The sequence below is a fragment of the Gimesia benthica genome (genome assembly GCF_009720525.1).
Lineage (GTDB): Bacteria > Planctomycetota > Planctomycetia > Planctomycetales > Planctomycetaceae > Gimesia > Gimesia benthica.
The window spans coordinates 6469523-6488176 of sequence record NZ_CP043930.1 but is presented as its reverse complement, the minus strand read 5'-3'; the positions used below and the strand labels follow the sequence as shown (position 1 = coordinate 6488176).

Genomic DNA, 18654 nt, shown 5'->3' with positions numbered 1-18654 from the left:
TCCTCAATACTAAGCAGGAAATGCCGTTAATGAATTCTTCTTTGTCAATGTTTCCCATTGTTCAAAGACTTGAGACCAAGAGTCCATGGCAGGCTGCAGCCCCCATTCGTTTTGAAGTTTATTTAGTGCGGCGAGTCGCATTTGGTTGCGCTCTTCAAATTCGAAGGCACAGCGAGAGGCCTTGTAGACGAATTCACGCCCGTCATTACAGAGCCAACCTGTCACACCATCTTCGACCTCAAGTTTCCAGCCTCCTCGATTGTCAACAATCAAAATCGACCCTGAGGCCATTGCTTCAAAACCAATGCGGGGAAGATTTTCGAAAGTGTCTGTTGTCATAATAATTGCTTCACATTGAGTATAAAATGCCCGCTGCGTTAATGCCCCCTCGGGAAGTGCCTGAATATACTCCGCTGGTCTTGTGCCAAACTTACGCTCTGTATTAGCCCCCCACCCTAGAATGAGGCCTTCTTTTGTAACAGGGGCCGTCATTGTTTCGTAAATCCATAACTGCTCTCTACCAAATTTTTCGCTATCATTTCGCGAAATGCGGCCAAATCGGAATTTGTCCATCGGCCGATTATCGATATAGGGGAACTCATCAGCATGAAAATATGGTTTGAAAAACAAAGGCCGATAGATATCATGCTCTTTTAATTTTTTGCTAACCTGTTCGTACGAATGCTCTGTTTGATACAAATGAAAATCAATCAACCCTTGCTTTTGATGTTCAATCTCCAGTTCAAAATTCCACGACATGCAGTTAACAAATGATGTGGTACGCGAATATTTTATTATCTCTGGTAGAGATTTCAGGAATTCTTCGTTGCAAAATGAAATGCAGTGCATCCCCTCGAGAGACGCCCAATCACAATGTTCGTGATACACACAGCCCAACTGCTCAAACCCCATCGATTTCTGATTACTATCCAACGGAGAAGTAGGGCACATATGCACCTTAATCCCCATTGCCAGCCAACAACGGATTTGATGATCCAGCTCTGTATCTGCCCCACCCAACCGACTTGGATGGCCAATCACACACAAACTTTCAATCATGTTGCTCTCCCAAATATTTGCAGGGTACGTCAAGACGCACTTATCATTATTAGCGTTGACTATACAATAGTATTGGAAAGTGAAAAGGTATTTGGGCTCAACCAAAGATTCCAGAGTGTTTAGGGGCTACTCACGAACCAACAAAAACCAACAACAGAATCAATGTGCAGAAAGCTATCTGCAAGCTCAATACCACGATAACATAATACAATTGAATACTTATGGTTCACCGGACTGAAAGGTTGGAGTAGATATAGACAAAGATAAGACATATAAATCGGTTACTCTTAAAAAATTGAACAGATGAACGCGATATAATAGGGACATGCTTAAATGAAATTCATTTTGAAAGCGCTTTCATGATATAAAAAAATGATGACAGTCAATCGAATATTGATATTGCTCACCGAGTTGAAAACCAGACTGTCAAAGAGTTTTATAGGCGACGAAAAAATGATCGTTAAACTTTTGAAAATTAGATATGTTTAGTTATTAGACTTGAGTTTAGTAAGTGGAATCTTCATTCAATTTCATCAGAGATATTAAACCACTAATGTATAATTAAAAAAACACTTGAATACATAAAAACAGTAATATCTTGAACAAAAACACAAAATATCCTTCATGCTCGAACCAGAATGTGGTATATAAGTTTCCATATTTCTTTTACCTCAATTTATGTAAAGCAAACGAAACTTCAATAGGCCGAGAGGCTGATTTACCAGTCCCTATGAGGAAATCGACAGATGGCTGAAATCACGGGTTCAATCACCACCTTTAAACCGGACAATGGATCATCATTCCCTTCAGGAACTAGTGTGGATGTCAATGCCCAAGGAAGTGTCACTGTCCCGGCTGCACAAAACGGCGTGCAAGATACCTATAAAGTAAGCATAAGACTTAGCGTCTATAGTAATACGAACTGCACAACAGTTTCGCGGATTACAATCAATACCTATGAGGAAGTATTCGTACCAAAGACATATACAACATCGAAGCCTAGTCAGCCCATCAGTGATGATGGTTATTATCAGGCGACGGCGACGATGGTCTCACAAAAGAAACGGGCCGATGGTACATTTGGTCCGGAAACTACATTGGATCTAAAAATTTGGCAGTTCAAAATTGGAACACCAAATGATACACAGCCAAGCGCCTTCTTCTGTAGCGGTCAAGGTGCACCGGCAACAGGTTGTGTTGGTCCGGTCCCTGCCGATGGTACGGAAAATCCTCCCCCCGTGACCGTAAAGATTGATGGTCGGTATAAAGTTGCTGGGTCAAATTCAAGTACCAAAACGTATGTATTCACCTTTGAATTGAAAGTGACTGGGCCTGAGTCTGCAACATTCATAAATACGATACAAACTACGGGGGTACTACTGACACTCCCTTTCTCCTGTTAGCAGGTCCAGTCAGTAAGGAAGGGGAATACAATGCAGTCGCGACCATACATGTACAGCGCAATGATGGTGGCTCAACCAACCCTGCCTGCTTTAAGAAGCACCTTCTAGTTCAAACAAGCTGGCAGTTTAGCATAAAGAAAACTTCAAGTTCCTCCTCCTCATCATCTCAGCCATCGAACTCTTCTAGTTCGTCTAGTTCGTCGTCGTCATCCTCTAGTTCGTCGTCTCCACCGTCCAGTTCGTCTCCACCGTCCAGTTCGTCTCCACCATCTAGTTCGTCTCCACCGTCTAGTTCGTCATCTTCTTCTAGTTCGTCTCCACCATCTAGTTCGTCTCCACCGTCCAGTTCGTCTCCACCATCTAGTTCGTCTCCACCGTCCAGTTCGTCTCCACCATCCAGTTCGTCTCCACCATCCAGTTCGTCTCCACCATCCAGTTCGTCTCCACCATCCAGTTCGTCTCCACCATCCAGTTCGTCTCCACCGTCCAGTTCGTCTCCACCGTCCAGTTCGTCTCCACCGTCCAGTTCGTCTCCACCGTCCAGTTCGTCTCCACCGTCCAGTTCGTCTCCACCGTCCAGTTCGTCTCCACCGTCCAGTTCGTCTCCACCATCTAGTTCGTCTCCACCGTCCAGTTCGTCTCCACCGTCCAGTTCGTCTCCACCGTCCAGTTCGTCTCCACCGTCCAGTTCGTCTCCACCGTCCAGTTCGTCTCCACCGTCCAGTTCGTCTCCACCGTCCAGTTCGTCTCCACCGTCCAGTTCGTCTCCACCGTCCAGTTCGTCTCCACCGTCCAGTTCGTCTCCACCGTCCAGTTCGTCTCCACCATCTAGTTCGTCTCCACCATCCAGTTCGTCTCCACCGTCCAGTTCGTCTCCACCATCTAGTTCGTCTCCACCGTCCAGTTCGTCTCCACCATCCAGTTCGTCTCCACCGTCCAGTTCGTCTCCACCATCTAGTTCGTCTCCACCGTCCAGTTCGTCTCCACCATCCAGTTCGTCTCCACCGTCCAGTTCGTCATCTTCTTCTAGTTCGTCTCCACCATCGTCATCATCCAGTTCGTCGTCATCATCTAGTGCATCGCGACCACCTAGTTCGTCGTCATCATCGAGTTCGTGGCCACCTCCTAGTTCGTCGTCCCCTTAGAAATTAAGACTATTTATCACTTTTTATTTTCTCGATTGACAATTCCCCCTCAGAAAGTAGATAAGTTACCTTCAGTATTAATTTCACTTCAAAGGAATGATACAGTGATCCAACAGAATCTTCTATCGTTTTGGTTCTGCCGATTTGTAGCTGTTTTGTTTTTGACCGTTCTGGCTTCGCGAGCCGTTGCTGAAGAAAACCCGAAACAGAAGCAAACTGAAATTAGTCAAAGTGATCTGCATTCATATCAATTGCTGGCGCGAGTCGCATACCAGATCGGAAAAGAGGATCTCTCCTTACCCAAGGATGGTATCTCGGACTCTTTGATGACCGCCAATGGTCAATTAAAGCACTCACTCAAACTAACACCAGCCATGGGTACCAAAGCTAAGGTGTCAGAAACTCTGGACGTGTCTTGTAAAGTAAAATTCGATTTTCCTGAATTTCCAATCGCGAAAGCGAACATGTTTATCCCCGTCATCCTCGTTATCTCTTGTGAAAATTCAAAAACAGGGTATCTCTGGACTCAATTTGCTCGACCTGTTTTGAGAATCACAAAAGAACAACCGGCGAAGGCAGAAATATCTATGGGTGATTCCAATTTTACAGCCCCCTCTGGAGAGTATATGTTCACCACAATGCTGTTTACTCAACTTTCTCCTGAAAGGCCCCCCTTTCTATTAAACATCAAGCGAACACAATTTTCGATCAAGCCAGAAAAAGAGAAAGCCCAACTCGATCAAAAGCGTCTTGAGAACAGCGAAAAGGATCTATATACCTTTCAATTGCTGGCGCGCGTCGCATATCAGATTGGAAAAGATGATCTCTCCTTACCCAAGGATGGTATGACGGACGCTCTGATGACCGCCAATGGTCCAATAGAAGCCTCGATAAACAAACTGACGCCCGTTGCAGGTACTTCCACTAAGGCGTCAGAAATTCAAGAAATCTCCTGTAATACAAAGTACAATTGGCCCGAGTTTCCAAGTTCGAAGGCAGATATGTCGATTCCCACCTTTCTTGCTCTCTCGTGTGAAAACTCGATATCTGGGCATCTCTGGACTCAATTTAGTCGATCTGAGTTGAGGATCCATAAAGGGCAACCGGCTATGGCAGAAGAGGCTCTTATTATCAGCCGCTCTATGGATCCCGATAAGTATAAGTTAACCGCCATGATGTTTCTAAAACTTTCTCCTGAGAGCCCCCTTGTGCTATTAGATATCAAACGATCTCAATTTACAGTCAAAGCAGAAAAGAAGAAGTCGCAACACAAACAGAAAAGTGATGGCTTGAAGGAAAAAAGTAAGAAGTAGAAATCCTTGCTGTAACGAGTCTCAAATATGGCCAGAGATTTTATCAATGACTGATAGTACATCGGGGAAATCCTGGATGAAGTTGAGGAGCCGGACGAAAACGATACAAACTTTGCCGGAGTAACGGTCACAACGAACCGTAGGAGCGTTGTTCGTTATAGTAGTCCTCTTTCCAGGCCCCTGTCTGCCTTCGGGCTGCTTTCAGCTTTCAAATTCCCTCTGTCAGAAATTCATAGCTGGAACGACTGCTGAAGCTTTCCGTATATCCATTCTCCCAGGGTGCCCCCGTTCGATATACAACGACCTGATCTTCAGCGGCAGCAGTCAGCGTTGGTCCACCTGATCTAGCCCCCGTAGGGTAAAAAAAACTCAGCCGACCCGTATTTGCATGGATATTCGGCACTTGGGTCTCGTTTGATTTACTCATCTCAGACGTCTACAGCTCCACAATCTCAAACGTACTCCAGTACGTGCCTTAATATCATTGTTTTCGCTTACGCAGCATTGCAATCCGTTTTGAAACTGACCCCAGGCAGGTGGTAACCGGCCCACAAAATACACCTTGACGTGTGCAGTATTCTGAATGTGCTTCAACCCCAACATATTCAGGAGCGAATTCGATGCCCGCATCCCAGCCAACACAACGTGCCGACCAGCGGCGGAACCCGGACCGTGAAGTGTTCTGGCGAACAACGATTTCAGACCGGCTGCAATCAGAGCTTTCGATCCGTGCCTTCTGCCAGCGTGAGGGACTGAGCGAACCAGCTTACCATTACTGGCGACGCGAATTGAAAAAACGGGATGCCGAGAACACCGCTGCAGCTTCCTTCCTGCCCGTTGAAATTCAACTCCCTGCTACGCCGATTGAAATCGTGTTCTCGCACGGCACGACTGTTCGCGTCGGAAGCGGCTGTGATCGGACCACGCTCGAAACCGTGCTCGCCGCGCTGGAGCAGCGCGCATGCTGAATCTGCCGACCCGCATTTATTTCTGCACGGTCCCCACAGATATGCGTAATTATGCGGTCATCCATGCTTATGAACGCGGAACTCCCTCCGACAGAAGCCCGATCGAGTGGAAACTGTTGACCAACCTGCCTGTAGACGACCTTTTGTCGGCCATCGAGAAACTGGATTGGTATGCGCAGCGGTGGAAAATTGAGACGTTTCATAAAGTGTTGAAGTCAGGATGTAAAGCTGAAGAATCCAAACTTCGTACAGCCGAGCGATTGACCAACCAGTTAGCCGTGTTCTGTATTATCGCCTGGAGAGTGTTCTGGTTAACGATGGTCAATCGGACTGAACCTAATCTGTCGGTCGAGGTTGCCTTTACCAAATCCGAAATTCAAATACTGAATCACCTTGCAAAAAGCACAAAGCCATCATTCCCAGCAACGGTTAGTGATTACATCACAGAAGTTGCCAAGCTGGGAGGTTATCTGGCGCGCGGGAAAGACCCACCCGCGGGTAATATGGTGCTCTGGCGCGGCTTATCACGACTTACTGATATCCAAATAGGATTCGAACTAAGAAGGGGAGTTGTGGGTAATTGAAAGTTTCGTGAGACGGTTACGGCAGGTGTTCCACTCAATTCTGTCCGCGAAACTCGTCATTTACGGTACGTGTTAAAATTCGACCGTTTTCGCTTGCACCCTACGTGTACGCGGTATTCGCACGTTTTTGTGTGGACTCAAGCTCGATAAGACAATTTCCTTCTGGTAGGTCTTCAGCATGCACGTTTTAATCAACGTTTTCTGACACGAGTGGCTGGCTCTACCATAGGCGTTTAATCCGCTCTGGTCTTTCAGCTGAAAATGTTCTATATTGGGCTCGATCGACGAAATGGACTTTGTCACTCGAACAGAAAGGCCCCGGCATGAATCGCTGTCTTCCACTCCTTATTCTGACCCAAATCGTTTTCAGTATAGCTGCTAGTTCCACTGCTGAAGCTGCAGATACACAGCCTCTTACAATTAAAGAGATCAACAAGACCTGGCAACAGCGCCGCGATCGTCTGCAGGCAATACGGGTCGAGCTGTCTCTAGAAATAGCGACCAGTAAGCTGCTTCTATTTTCTGAAGAAGAAGAACCCGTCAATCCCCCCAGCACCTATTCTCCTCTGACTAAAGCAGATATGAAGCGTCTCAAAAAAGAACTGGTGATCTATCATGCCAGGTATTCAATACTGCTTGATTCCCCCAGGATTCGTTACCGCCAATGGGGACGTGTTCCTTCTGACCGCATGAAAGAGACCGTCTCATTTGATAATTCCTGCTTCAGCAATGGGCTGACAGTGACCAGACTGATGCAGTCACAAGGGACACCCTCGATCGATATATTCCAAAAAACTGAGACAAGTGATGTGTTTTCTGCCCTGTCAGAACTTCCGCTCCGCTGGGCACTCCTGGCAGGAGATCACGACCTTGGAGAAACCCTGGAGGGTTTTACAGTCCGAAGCAAAACGGAACCCATTTTGGATCTCGACTGTACCGTTTTGGAACGAACAGATTCAGAGGGTACAGCTTGTCTCTGGGTCGCTCCCAAATCACACGAATGTACGGTGCTGAAATATGAGTATCATAATGCAGATAAGTTATTGGTCTCGAGTCAAATTCAATACAAAATTGATAAAGACTGGGGGCAGGTCCCCACGACTTGCGATCTGAAATCTTTTTACGGAAATGAAGATTTACTGCGAAACAGCTACAAATATTTTTTCGATGTCCTACATGCCAAAGCAAGCATTCCAGCAGAAGAGTTCCAGGTAAAGTTTCCCCAGGGAGCACGTGTCTGGGATTCCCGTAAACGGGACGCCGACGGCAAGGTCATCCCTTATACGGTGAAATAAATTACCATTCCTTGATAAAAATGGGACACTCGCCATGCACACTCGCGCCGCCGTGTTGTATGAAATGGAGAAACCGACTCCCTATGCCGAATCGAAACCGCTGGTGATTGAAGAGCTGCAACTGGACGATCCCGGTTAAGAGACAATCATTAAATATAGTGACCGGGTAAATGATGTTAATCCTACTCGATCTTCCAGGCATAGTGCATCACTCGCAACTTATTTCGCATCTGGTCAAGGAGTTTGGGCGATTGGTAAACGGCAGTGGTCATGTTACATGATCCTGATAGAGAGAAGAGGATCAACATCCGCTGTCATGTTGGTCTTCCCTGAATAATCCTAAAAATGGACGTAAGTTCACATTGCGACAATTGATAATAGACAGAAATCCTGATAAATTTAGACAGAATCAAATTCTGTCTATCAATAGTTCTGTCGCCAAGGCCCACCGATGCAATACACTTTGATCGCCGCCGCTGGTCTCGCAGAAGCAGCTTGGATGATGGCCATGATGCTAATGGGCGGTGGCATGCTAGTCATCTGCTTCGTCGCTTTTCTGACCTTAGAAACTGCCTCACGAAAACTCGCGGTTACTTCTGTCGTGTTGCTTATCGCATTCACATTGTTTTTCTAACCTTGGTATTGTTTTGTTCCGTTCGAGGCTGATGCGTATGATGATCCGGATGTCGTTTCAGCTGCGGACGATTTCCGAATCGTCGGAATTGCGTGGGTCCTCACATCACTTTTTGTACTCGTATCTTCAACAATTGCATGGCTAAAGAAACGGTGGCCATCTTCAATGGATACAGCTCAAACCACATTGTAGAATCATGGACTGACATTAATGTCTGTTCAGTTGGCGTACGGCGCATCGGCGCGGCAGAAATCGGGTAAGGGCCGCCATCGCTGACGACCCTCCCCACACCACCTGACATGCGGGTCCGCATCAGGCGATTCCTCGAAGCGGAGCAAGGTCGCACCAGAGTTGTTTGAGCGAAAGAAGTCCTAACTGTTCGTGCAGCCATCTGTTGGGCATTGCAAATCGCATTGCTGGTGTCCGCGAGAGACGCCAGTAGCTTTTGCGACTGATCGCGTGTTTGATCGCAAAGTCGAGGCTCACCCCCCAGACGCACAAGGTTCTTCACCTTCGTGCGTGGACGACGCCACTGTTTCCAGAAGCACATCCGAATCCGGCGGCGAACCCACCCATCCAGTTTGTCGAATAAATCAAACTGTTGAGCCAGTCCGAAGTAACCGATCCAGCCTCGCACATAACGGTTGAGGTCGGTCAAGCGACGCTGCATCGAAACGCCACGGCTACAACCGCTGAGTTCTTTGACGCGTCGTTTAAAGGATTTCAGCTTCTTAGGTGCGACAGAAATCGTCACACGCTTACTCGTAAATGCAAACCCGAGATATTCGCAGTCTCGGGATAATCTCACGCTGCTCTTTTCCTCGTTCACAACGAGTTTCAGAACCTGCGTCAGATATCGCTGCACCGACGAGAACACACGCAGAGCACTTCATTCGCTGCGAACGAAGATGACAAAGTCATCCGCGTAACGCACGAACTTTAGCTTGCGGCGTTCCAGTTCCTTGTCGAGATCATCCAGCAGGATGTTACTCAACAAAGGTGACAGAGGTCCGCCTTGCGGAGAGCCTTCGTCCGTCGGTTGAACCACGCCCTCGACCATTACGCCCGCTCGCAGGAAGCAGCCGATCAGTCGCAGCACACGCACGTCGTGAACCTTGCGGCTCACACGAGACATTAACACGTCATGTTGGACTCGGTCAAAGAATTTTGAGAGATCCACATCGATGCAATGTTCGTGACGTTGCCGGATGATCTGCTGAACCCGCTTCGCGGCTCCATGAGCGGATCGGCCGGGGCGAAAACCGAAACTCGATTCCGAAAACTCCGGATCGAAGATCGGTGTCAAAACCTGAGCGATGGCTTGTTGAATGAGACGATCGAGCACGTTTGGAATACCGAGCGATCTCTCGCCGCCACTGTCTTTCGGGATGGTTTTCCGACGCACCGGAGCGGGTCGGTAAGTGCCATCCAGAAGCTGCTGTTGAATCGCGGGCCAGTGTTCAGGACACCAGCTCTCGAACTCGCGGATCGTCATGCCATCAGGACCGGGAGCTCCTCGGTTCTTCTTCACACTTCGCCACGCACGTTCAAGATTTCCCGAATCAACAACTTTTTCTAACAAGTCTGCGTCTGGTGAGACGCTCAGGGACGGCGTGTCAACGAATACCGGATCGGTCACCTCCGGGCGGAGGAATTTCGCGGACAGTGTTGGTTCGTCTCCGTTCCCGAAGTCGAACGTTCGCTACGTGGCACCTCGATCCAAATTCGTCGGTCGCTCCTCTCTGTTCTTCATGGTTCGGTCCTTCCTGTCGTCGCTGGAATGCGACGATGCAGTACAATGACCTCGGCTGACTTCCGCCACACACCAACATCGTTATCCGAAGCACCTCGGTAGCATCCGAATACTGAAGCACTTCATCAAAGAAGTTGTCGATGTCCCGTCGCTGGAGTGCTTTAGTCTTTTGAAAGAACTGCGCACTCTTAGTTGTGTGAATGTCGTCAGACATCGGACCTGGCCTCGAACATAATGTAGACGTGTCAGCCCACTCCTTTGCTTTTTTGTTAGACCGATCCATCGACAGTGGAGAATCTCCTCGACCGAGCACCAGTGTAATGCACAAAGTTACTCATCATCACACTTATGTACGGTTTTCATCGCATCATTCGCCCCGTACCTTCCTCAGCGACGGCAGCCGACAGTTGGTAGCCAATCGCAACTATGGCACAAGGAGACACGAAATGCCAACACAAATCAGCTTTCAGAATGGCAAAAGCAAGGCTGCTGGCTTTAATCCGCGCCCCTGTGTGAGGGGCGATTCATTTCGCCCACGCCGCAACCGGGGCAACTGCTGTTTCAATCCGCGCCCCTGCGTGAGGGGCGATTCTGAGTCTGAGGAGTGACATTAACAGAACTTAGTTTCAATCCGCGCCCCTGCGTGAGGAGCGATCTTATCAGCAGGTATTAGAGCAGCTTCGCAACTTGGTTTCAATCCGGGCCTCTGCGTGAGGGACGATATTTTCTTATGTTGTTACCAATAAAGAGGAAATCGAGTTTCAATCCGCGCCCCTACGTGAGAGGCGATGGCCTTCAGCATGCTCCCCGGGGGTAAACTCGTCGTTTCAATCCGCGCCCCTACGTGAGGGGCGATGGATACACAACTGGGTAACATCCCAACCGTAGCGGGTTTCAATCCGCGCCCCTACGTGAGGGGCGATGCTACTCATATATCAAATTGGGTGAGATGACAGAAGTTTCAATCCGCGCCCCTACGTGAGGGGCGATGTCGGTGTCAGGGGTGCTCAGTTCAAAGACTATCTGTTTCAATCCGCGCCCCTACGTGAGGGGCGATGGAGGCAGGAATGAAACCAACTGACTCACAAGTAAATGTTTCAATCCGCGCCCCTACGTGAGGGGCGATGCTAGTTTTATCACGGAAGCCATCAGAGCAAATCAGTTTCAATCCGCGCCCCTACGTGAGGGGCGATGGCTAGACCGTATATCAGCACTTGAGCGCGAAAACGTTTCAATCCGCGCCCCTACGTGAGGGGCGATGCTGAAACACCTTGTCGGTATAACTTGACGTAAAGCGTTTCAATCCGCGCCCCTACGTGAGGGGCGATGCCAGACCCCTGTTTAATCAACCATATGTACCGCTGTTTCAATCCGCGCCCCTACGTGAGGGGCGATGTGAGGGGGATGGTTACTCGCTGTACGCCAACATTGGTTTCAATCCGCGCCCCTACGTGAGGGGCGATGTGCGAAACCGTCAACGTTTAAACTTACTGAGAAAGTTTCAATCCGCGCCCCTACGTGAGGGGCGATGACGTCGGTTTTATCTGCTGGTTTCTGATTCGCCAGTTTCAATCCGCGCCCCTACGTGAGGGGCGATGTTAAATTTTCATCGCCATCCCATTTAACGATTGTGTTTCAATCCGCGCCCCTACGTGAGGGGCGATGTATGAGATCCTACTCTCCACTGCGAAGGCTGCCCATGTTTCAATCCGCGCCCCTACGTGAGGGGCGATGGGGCTTGTGCAGTATTTCACTGCAAATGTGACAACGTTTCAATCCGCGCCCCTACGTGAGGGGCGATGAATTAGATTACTTGCGGTGCTCGCTCTTCATCGAGTTTCAATCCGCGCCCCTACGTGAGGGGCGATGTTGGATTCGCTTATCGAAAAAACAGGCATGGATGTTTCAATCCGCGCCCCTACGTGAGGGGCGATGTAAAAAAGGGTATGACGACGGTGTTGTTGGTGGGTTTCAATCCGCGCCCCTACGTGAGGGGCGATGGTGCTGATGATGAGGGTAAATTCCTCGACAGCGTGTTTCAATCCGCGCCCCTACGTGAGGGGCGATGTCGGCACGGAAGCACAAAGACATCACCGACAATCGGTTTCAATCCGCGCCCCTACGTGAGGGGCGATGACGCAATGGATACCGCAAACGATATCTATGAGCAGGTTTCAATCCGCGCCCCTACGTGAGGGGCGATGGATGCGTCGACTTGTGGGCGGACTGTGCCACCGTGGGTTTCAATCCGCGCCCCTACGTGAGGGGCGATGGTCGTACAATGCGAGTTTTTCTTCTTCCTCTCCCCAGTTTCAATCCGCGCCCCTACGTGAGGGGCGATGCTCAAGGTGCCTATCGATCATCGACTCCATTTCGGTTTCAATCCGCGCCCCTACGTGAGGGGCGATGCCTGTAAGGGCCGGCATGTGATGGGCGAAATCTCGGTTTCAATCCGCGCCCCTACGTGAGGGGCGATGTAAACGACCTTAAACGACCCAGGAAATACTATGGCGTTTCAATCCGCGCCCCTACGTGAGGGGCGATGCTCAGAAGAGTCCTGTAATCTAGCCGCCGACACAGTTTCAATCCGCGCCCCTACGTGAGGGGCGATGGGTGGAATCTACAGCACATCCAAACGATGACGAGTGTTTCAATCCGCGCCCCTACGTGAGGGGCGATGGTTGCCGCCGATAATATGGTAGGCGTTATCCACCGAGTTTCAATCCGCGCCCCTACGTGAGGGGCGATGAGCGATGTTGTAAATCGTTAGCTGGAATGCGGCCAAATTGATTGATCCGCGAAACAACCGTTTTTTTGAATTGATTTACTTGTTCGCTATAATTCAAAATATCTAAACCTTTATTTAGAATCAAGTTAATAGAATTGCGAACCTATAGGCTTCAATGAGCGCGCATTAGGTTCGCAATCAGAAACACTGATGTCGGGAAAGTTTACATAATCAAGGGACCATCAATATTATAGGATGCTTTTGTCCCATGATGTTCTACTCTGCGTTCCCAGTTATTTCCCAGATTATAAAAGCGGAGACTGTCCTGGGAAAGGTCAGCAATATCTAAAAGCATTGCTTTATAAATAGTCCACTGGCCGGCATCGGCCTTGATTTCGAAAACCGAATTTTGGACGCGCTGACCGATATTCTCGCAAGCCTTGGCGATTCGACGCAGTCGTTTCTGGCCTTTTGGATCTGATGTGGAAATATCATAGGTGACAAGGACATACACGAGAATAGTGTCCTTTATTTCCAGAGAAAAGGAGGGTAGAGATCCAGATCACCTCTGAGATGACGGGCGAGCAGACGTGCCTGGATGAGTGGCAGGATTCCGATCGTGATCTTTTCATTGATAAAAGGATGGAAGATATCTTCACTTTTTCGCTGTTGCCAGGATGTGAGAATTGTGCGTCTGGCTTCTGGGGAGATGAGCACAGCACCGTTTTCCAGTGTCTGAAAAGCAGAAGCAGTGAGTTGCTGCCGATTGATTAAAGAGAATACTAAACGGTCTGCGAGCCAGGGACGAAATTCTTCCATCAGGTCGAGAGCCAGACCAGGCCTGCCGGGACGATCACGGTGCAGATATCCGACGGCGGCATCTAAACCAGTGGCTTCACACGCAGATCGTATATCATGTGTGAGCAGCGTATACACAAAAGACATTAGTGAATTGATTGGATCAAGGGGAGGTCGTTTAGATCGCTTTTGGAATGCGAAGCGTTCCTGAAACTGGGTTTGTAGAGAGTTAAAAGCAGAGAAGTACTGTGCGGCTGCTTCTCCTTCGATTCCGCGTAGTTCACTAATGTCTGAGGAAGTCGTAGCTGCTTCGATGGCAATTTTCATCCGAGTGGCTGACTTATCGATTGTCTGGACACGCGGTTCTAATTCGTTGGCATCTCGAATGGCTCTGCGTAAAACAGTCCGACAGTTGGCAAGTTTTCCCAAAACAAAAGCACGTGCCAGTTCAAACGTCCGATTTTCGCTATCCGCGGCCCGATACTGTTCCCTGCGAAGCAATACATTACCAGATGTAAATCCCTGGATCAAAGCTCGAAAACGTCCCCGTTCGTCGAGGAGTGAAATCGAAATGCCGGACTGGCTGGCTGCCTGCATTAATTGCGGACTTAATCCAATCCGTCCAATACAAATGATGCTATCGAGATTATGAAAGGGAAGACGTGCCTGAGTTTTGTGATCCAGGCGAATTGAAACGGTATCTCCGTCCTTTGCTAAGTAAGATCCTTCCGTTGTGACAAAGAGCGTATTTAAATGGGTTTTCATAATCAACTCACTGTCATTTCAAAGAATGATTGACCTGCTGGTTCAGCCACTGACTGACTGAGTTTTGTTGGAACGATTGTGGTAAACATAGATCGTAAAGTGAGCAACTTTGGCACTTCGGACCAAATTCAGCTTGTGGTGTGCGGCCGGATGTAATCAGGTCATGCATTTGCTGAATGGTATCGATAGTGGTTTGTCTCAGTGATTCATCCAGAACAACTTCATAACGGTGTTGCTTTTTTCCATAAAAAAGCAGACCTTTGCTGATTGATACATGTAACATTTCTTCCAAACATAAAGCCTGGGCACATAGTTGCACCCGGTCTGAATCATTTTGTTTCGGCTGACCACGCTTGTACTCAATTGGCAGTATTGTCCAGTCGGCTAAGGAACGCGTGCGATACTGATGAATGACTTCCTTGAGAGTTCCTTTGACAGCTTGAGATTCCAGATCAGAGGGGGGATGCCACTCGATAATATCAGCCTTGCCAATCAATCCATACTTCAAGCTGTGTAAAGGCAGATCCCGCGTAATACGAATGCCATCCCGGGTCGTCGATTTACCACTTTCAGCTCTCTTGTGCAGGAGATGTCCTTCTGCAGTCCACTGATTGTCAGCCCAGAGACGCTCGAGATGAATCAAGGCACATTGTCTCGGGCAGAAAATTAAATGCTGTAGCGCTGAGATCGGAACCAGATCATCTTCATTAAATGACATTAGTTGCACTCCAAACTTGAGAATGCAAAACCAGGTTGTTGAGACTGAATAATTTAAATATCCCCCCGGACTAAACGTTCGGGGGAGTCATCTTAGATCTTTCTTTCGATTGAAATTCCGGAAGGGAGATCGGAGTCATCTACTGAGACCGAGTAATCACTAAACGAGCGGGGTGGTCCAGCTTCCCCGTTTGAGGCAGTACGTTCTATTTTGACACGACTAAAGAGTTTATGTGCTGGAGCATTACCCAAGGGGCTTTCATGCTGGAACACAATCAGCTCTTGTGGCGACATCTGACCTCGCGCCGCAGCACGATCATGATCAAACATATTAGCCAGTGCTGACCACAGAAGCTCCAGGTCTTCATCGTTGCTGTCAAAACCCGTTTGAGCAGCAAGATTGGCGTTAACAAAGCCGTGCATCCGGTAGAGGCCATAGGGGACTGTGAACTTACGTCCCATAGTGCGATTATCCCCCTGTTGTTTTTCTGCTTCTTTCTCGGTCGTAACTGCACAGCGTGTGATGGAGTGTTCCGAAGAGATTATCGGATCAATGCTTCGGCCAAATGTAAATTGAATGGGGCCGCGTACCTGACCCGCGTTAACTTCGGTGGTCATTACTGCGCCGAAAGCGCGAATGTCATAGAAATTCTCACACATCCAGTGCGTTATTTTTTGTGCTTCTTCAACTTTCTTGGGTAGTTTCTTTGATTCAGATTTCAGTTTTGAGGCCTGGTAGGCCCGTTCATGCTGCTGATTCAGCACTGCCTTTTCCTTGATATAGATTTCGAAAGGAGGCTGCTCCTCTTTTATGAGCCCCACATAATTTCGAATTTTTCGTTTGATACAGACATCGGTTACCAATCCCTGACCGGTTTCTGCATCCAGGCGGGGAAGATTGCCGGCATCAGGATCGCCATTGGGATTGCCATCGGTGACATCAAACAGATAAACAAAATCGTAACGGTGATTCATGAGATGATTCTTTCTTTTGTATTTAGTGAAGAGTCGCGTACAGATGACCCTGAAGAATGATTTCGATTCAGCTTTTGCCGCCTCTTGAGATATCAAGATCAAGCAGCATTGTCGTCAGTTTTAGCTTTGGTCTTTTTTGTGAAGATATCCTGACGTTGGTGGTAATATCCCAAGGCGAACAACCCCTGTTGCGACAAAGTCAGATGACTTGGGAATACATTCAGTTTCTGACAAATATCCTGAATCCGCTTTTCATGATAGGACTTTTTCGCAGGTTCCAGCTTTCCCAGGTGATGTTGATTCATGCGAATCAAGCGGGGAAAAACAGAAGCCGGTGTTGCCGATGCGGCGCCAAAGAAACGGTCTTTAATGGTGGCATTCAAGCCAGGTAAAGCGTCTTCCTGGGATTTTTCCAGTTCAGCAAATAATCGCCCCATGTGATAGGCAGGATCGGGGTATTCTGGGTCGAGGGACACGGAGATCTCCTTTGTTAATTGGAAATGTTTTTGTATGCGGTTTTGACGATTCAGACAGGCTTTTAAGAGGGATACACGACGGTAATTAATTTGACGATCCATGCGAATCCGTCGTAAAATACTGGAGTACAACATCTGTGGATAAATTTGGCCGGAAAGAATGGCTTTCATCACGGAACCAGCTAGTAACGGAGGTAGATCCTTAGTGTCGCGTACTGTTTCCGCGAGTAACTGCCATAGAGGGGGCATCGCCAATTCTTTTTCAGGTTTACCGCAAATCTCCAGATCATGCATATGCTGACTGAGGTGAGCAAAGATTTCTCCCAGCGAACTCATATACCAGAATCGAACAGAAATCCGGGCAGCATTGGGAGACAGGCCCAGAACATAAAATGGTGTTTCGGGATCTCCAAACTCCTGCGTCGGATATTGGCCACGTGCCACCTGTTTGAGCAACCTACCTAAGTTTTCTCGCTGCGATTCGTCTTCGGCTTTGAGATCAGGGTCCATGAAGGCGGAAAAAAGATGTTCCATTGGTGAGGCTCGTTCTGTCCAGAAAACGACAGTCGCATCACCGATGGTAAAACTTCGTTTGTTATCACGCGACAAGAGATAATTTAAAGCTGTACAATATTGAAATGCGGCCTGTTCGCTCACTGGTGCATTGAATGATTGTTCCTTATGGTAAGATTCATAAGCAGTCGCATTAAAGGAGACTATCGAAGCTCCTGCGGACTGTGCCCCGCGGACTCCTTTTATTTTCGGCTCATGTAACCGAGCCAGTCTTTGCCGTTTTCCGCTTACCAGACAAAACGCATTCACAACGTCCTTACTGTCTTGATGTGCTTCTAATTGCTGATTCCACCATGCTTTGATTTCCGCCGTTTCATGTACATATCCTTCCTCTCCGGATATCTGAAAGACCAGAAAACCTGTGGAAACTTCAGCCAACTCCGGGTGGTTAGCAGCTAATTCAGGATTCCAGGACTTTAAGAAATTACAAACTGCTGAATAGCTGGGATGGTTGATTTCCTGTTCCAGACCGAGGTGATAATCACGCGATGCTTCAAACGATTCCCGCGTGCGTTCCGGTTTCTGGTCGTCAGCCTTATAACCCAACAGGTAGCTTGAGTTATCCCAGAGAAAACATGGATTCAGACCAGAACCGGAAGGTTTGGCTCCGCCACACACCTGGATTTCCTGCGCTACCATTCGCTTGCCGGCTTCACGACGGATATCAGAAAACTGAATCAACTTCCCTTTTTTGTTAATTACGATGCAAAAGCTGATTTTTTGAGAACTGTAACCGTAAGGGGCGATCTCTATCTCCGGATCTTCAGCCAGCCTTTCATAAAATTGGTTGAGTGATTGCAAGATCACGACAGCACCTCATTTCCGTGAAACGGAGGAACTTCGATCACACCATCATTCATGACAGCGCGGAAAAATCGGGGAGTACAATCGTCATCAAAATCGATGTCGTGCAGCATGTAGCCCAACTCTTTCTGTCCCTGCAGGGACTCAGGGCAGGCAGCAATTTCTAATGGGTCAATCCATTCATAATCACAGGAGAATTCACGACAACCCAGATAAGGTTGTTGGAAGTGCTGCCCTTTATCGACCCGTCGTTTGAACATCTCGTAATGTTTTTTGGGGTGCTCTGACTGATCCCGTAGCTCGAAATGGGCTTCGATGACATAATCAACATGACGCAAGACAATCGCCGCACGCTGTTGACGATCTTCATCCACATACAGTCCCAAATGTCCTTTACCTTCTTTCATGGACTTTTTGGGGCCATTCACAGAAATCTTACTTGCCACTTCATTTCGTCGAATATTCATGAATCGAATCGGAGCATGGACATGAATACGGTCAACACACCAGCGGATTTGTGGCTTCCAGTAGATTGCTTCGAGAACACCACGTGCGGCAGACGGAGTTATGACATCATACGAGACCCGCTCTACTTTCATCTCGGGACGAGTAAAACAGGCGTAGTCCCCCCACAGACGAAGGAAGATGGATGTATTTTTCATCA

Annotated in this window: 17 protein-coding genes and 1 CRISPR repeat array; of the genes, 6 read left to right on the top strand and 11 right to left on the bottom strand. The window is 48.2% G+C overall.

What is annotated here, in order from left to right:
* Positions 1–9: 9 nt before the first annotated feature.
* Positions 10–1059: a glycosyltransferase gene (locus F1728_RS25280; protein ID WP_155366355.1), complete on the bottom strand. Its 1050-nt coding sequence runs from the start codon at positions 1057–1059 to the stop codon at positions 10–12.
* Positions 1060–1805: 746 nt separating this feature from the next.
* Between F1728_RS25280 and F1728_RS25275 the strand changes: the two genes are divergently transcribed.
* A complete protein-coding gene (locus tag F1728_RS25275; RefSeq protein WP_155366354.1) occupies positions 1806–2462 on the top strand; it encodes a hypothetical protein in 657 nt (218 codons plus the stop codon).
* 360 nt (positions 2463–2822) lie between these two features.
* Here the strand turns inward: F1728_RS25275 and F1728_RS25270 are convergent, their stop codons facing one another.
* Entirely contained in the window at positions 2823–3074 is a 252-nt protein-coding gene (locus F1728_RS25270; protein ID WP_155366353.1) for a hypothetical protein, read from the bottom strand.
* On the bottom strand, positions 3075–3290 hold the full coding sequence (locus F1728_RS25265; protein WP_155366352.1) for a hypothetical protein: 216 nt from the start codon (positions 3288–3290) through the stop codon (positions 3075–3077).
* 421 nt (positions 3291–3711) lie between these two features.
* Between F1728_RS25265 and F1728_RS25260 the strand changes: the two genes are divergently transcribed.
* The 5 genes from F1728_RS25260 (at position 3712) to F1728_RS25240 (ending at position 8401) form a co-directional block, all read left to right on the top strand.
* A complete protein-coding gene (locus F1728_RS25260; RefSeq protein ID WP_155366351.1) occupies positions 3712–4920 on the top strand; it encodes a hypothetical protein in 1209 nt (402 codons plus the stop codon).
* A 620-nt stretch (positions 4921–5540) separates the two neighbouring features.
* Positions 5541–5888, top strand: coding sequence for an IS66 family insertion sequence element accessory protein TnpA (gene tnpA / locus F1728_RS25255; RefSeq protein WP_155366350.1), 348 nt, complete (start codon positions 5541–5543; stop codon positions 5886–5888).
* Positions 5882–6472: an IS4 family transposase gene (locus F1728_RS25250; RefSeq protein WP_155366349.1), complete on the top strand. Its 591-nt coding sequence runs from the start codon at positions 5882–5884 to the stop codon at positions 6470–6472. The genes tnpA and F1728_RS25250 overlap by 7 nt, the downstream gene beginning before the upstream one ends.
* A 323-nt stretch (positions 6473–6795) precedes the next feature.
* On the top strand, positions 6796–7767 hold the full coding sequence (locus F1728_RS25245; protein WP_155366348.1) for a hypothetical protein: 972 nt from the start codon (positions 6796–6798) through the stop codon (positions 7765–7767).
* Positions 7768–8218: 451 nt separating this feature from the next.
* Positions 8219–8401, top strand: a complete 183-nt coding sequence (locus tag F1728_RS25240; protein ID WP_155366347.1) for a hypothetical protein — start codon at positions 8219–8221, stop codon at positions 8399–8401.
* A 100-nt stretch (positions 8402–8501) separates the two neighbouring features.
* Here the strand turns inward: F1728_RS25240 and F1728_RS31895 are convergent, their stop codons facing one another.
* The 8 genes from F1728_RS31895 to cas5c all read right to left on the bottom strand — a co-directional run bounded on the left by F1728_RS31895 (position 8502) and on the right by cas5c (position 18652).
* Positions 8502–9209: a group II intron maturase-specific domain-containing protein gene (locus F1728_RS31895; protein WP_228030346.1), complete on the bottom strand. Its 708-nt coding sequence runs from the start codon at positions 9207–9209 to the stop codon at positions 8502–8504.
* Positions 9210–9290: 81 nt separating this feature from the next.
* Positions 9291–9932, bottom strand: a complete 642-nt coding sequence (locus tag F1728_RS31890) for a reverse transcriptase domain-containing protein (protein ID WP_390642638.1) — start codon at positions 9930–9932, stop codon at positions 9291–9293.
* A gap of 714 nt (positions 9933–10646) precedes the next feature.
* A CRISPR array of direct repeats spans positions 10647–12903; the repeat unit is 33 nt; unit sequence GTTTCAATCCGCGCCCCTACGTGAGGGGCGATG.
* A 202-nt stretch (positions 12904–13105) separates the two neighbouring features.
* A complete protein-coding gene (gene cas2 / locus F1728_RS25225; RefSeq protein ID WP_155366345.1) occupies positions 13106–13396 on the bottom strand; it encodes a CRISPR-associated endonuclease Cas2 in 291 nt (96 codons plus the stop codon).
* A 14-nt stretch (positions 13397–13410) separates the two neighbouring features.
* A complete protein-coding gene (cas1c, locus tag F1728_RS25220) occupies positions 13411–14445 on the bottom strand; it encodes a type I-C CRISPR-associated endonuclease Cas1c (protein ID WP_155366344.1) in 1035 nt (344 codons plus the stop codon).
* 13 nt (positions 14446–14458) lie between these two features.
* Positions 14459–15163 (bottom strand): CRISPR-associated protein Cas4, encoded by a 705-nt coding sequence (cas4, locus tag F1728_RS25215; RefSeq protein ID WP_155366343.1) that lies wholly within the window; start codon positions 15161–15163, stop codon positions 14459–14461.
* Positions 15164–15255: 92 nt separating this feature from the next.
* Complete coding sequence (gene cas7c / locus F1728_RS25210; protein ID WP_155366342.1) at positions 15256–16137, bottom strand: type I-C CRISPR-associated protein Cas7/Csd2; 882 nt, start codon at positions 16135–16137, stop codon at positions 15256–15258.
* A 98-nt stretch (positions 16138–16235) separates the two neighbouring features.
* On the bottom strand, positions 16236–17993 hold the full coding sequence (gene cas8c, locus F1728_RS25205; RefSeq protein WP_155366341.1) for a type I-C CRISPR-associated protein Cas8c/Csd1: 1758 nt from the start codon (positions 17991–17993) through the stop codon (positions 16236–16238).
* Positions 17990–18652, bottom strand: coding sequence for a type I-C CRISPR-associated protein Cas5c (gene cas5c, locus F1728_RS25200; protein WP_155366340.1), 663 nt, complete (start codon positions 18650–18652; stop codon positions 17990–17992). The genes cas8c and cas5c overlap by 4 nt, the downstream gene beginning before the upstream one ends.
* Positions 18653–18654: the final 2 nt, after the last annotated feature.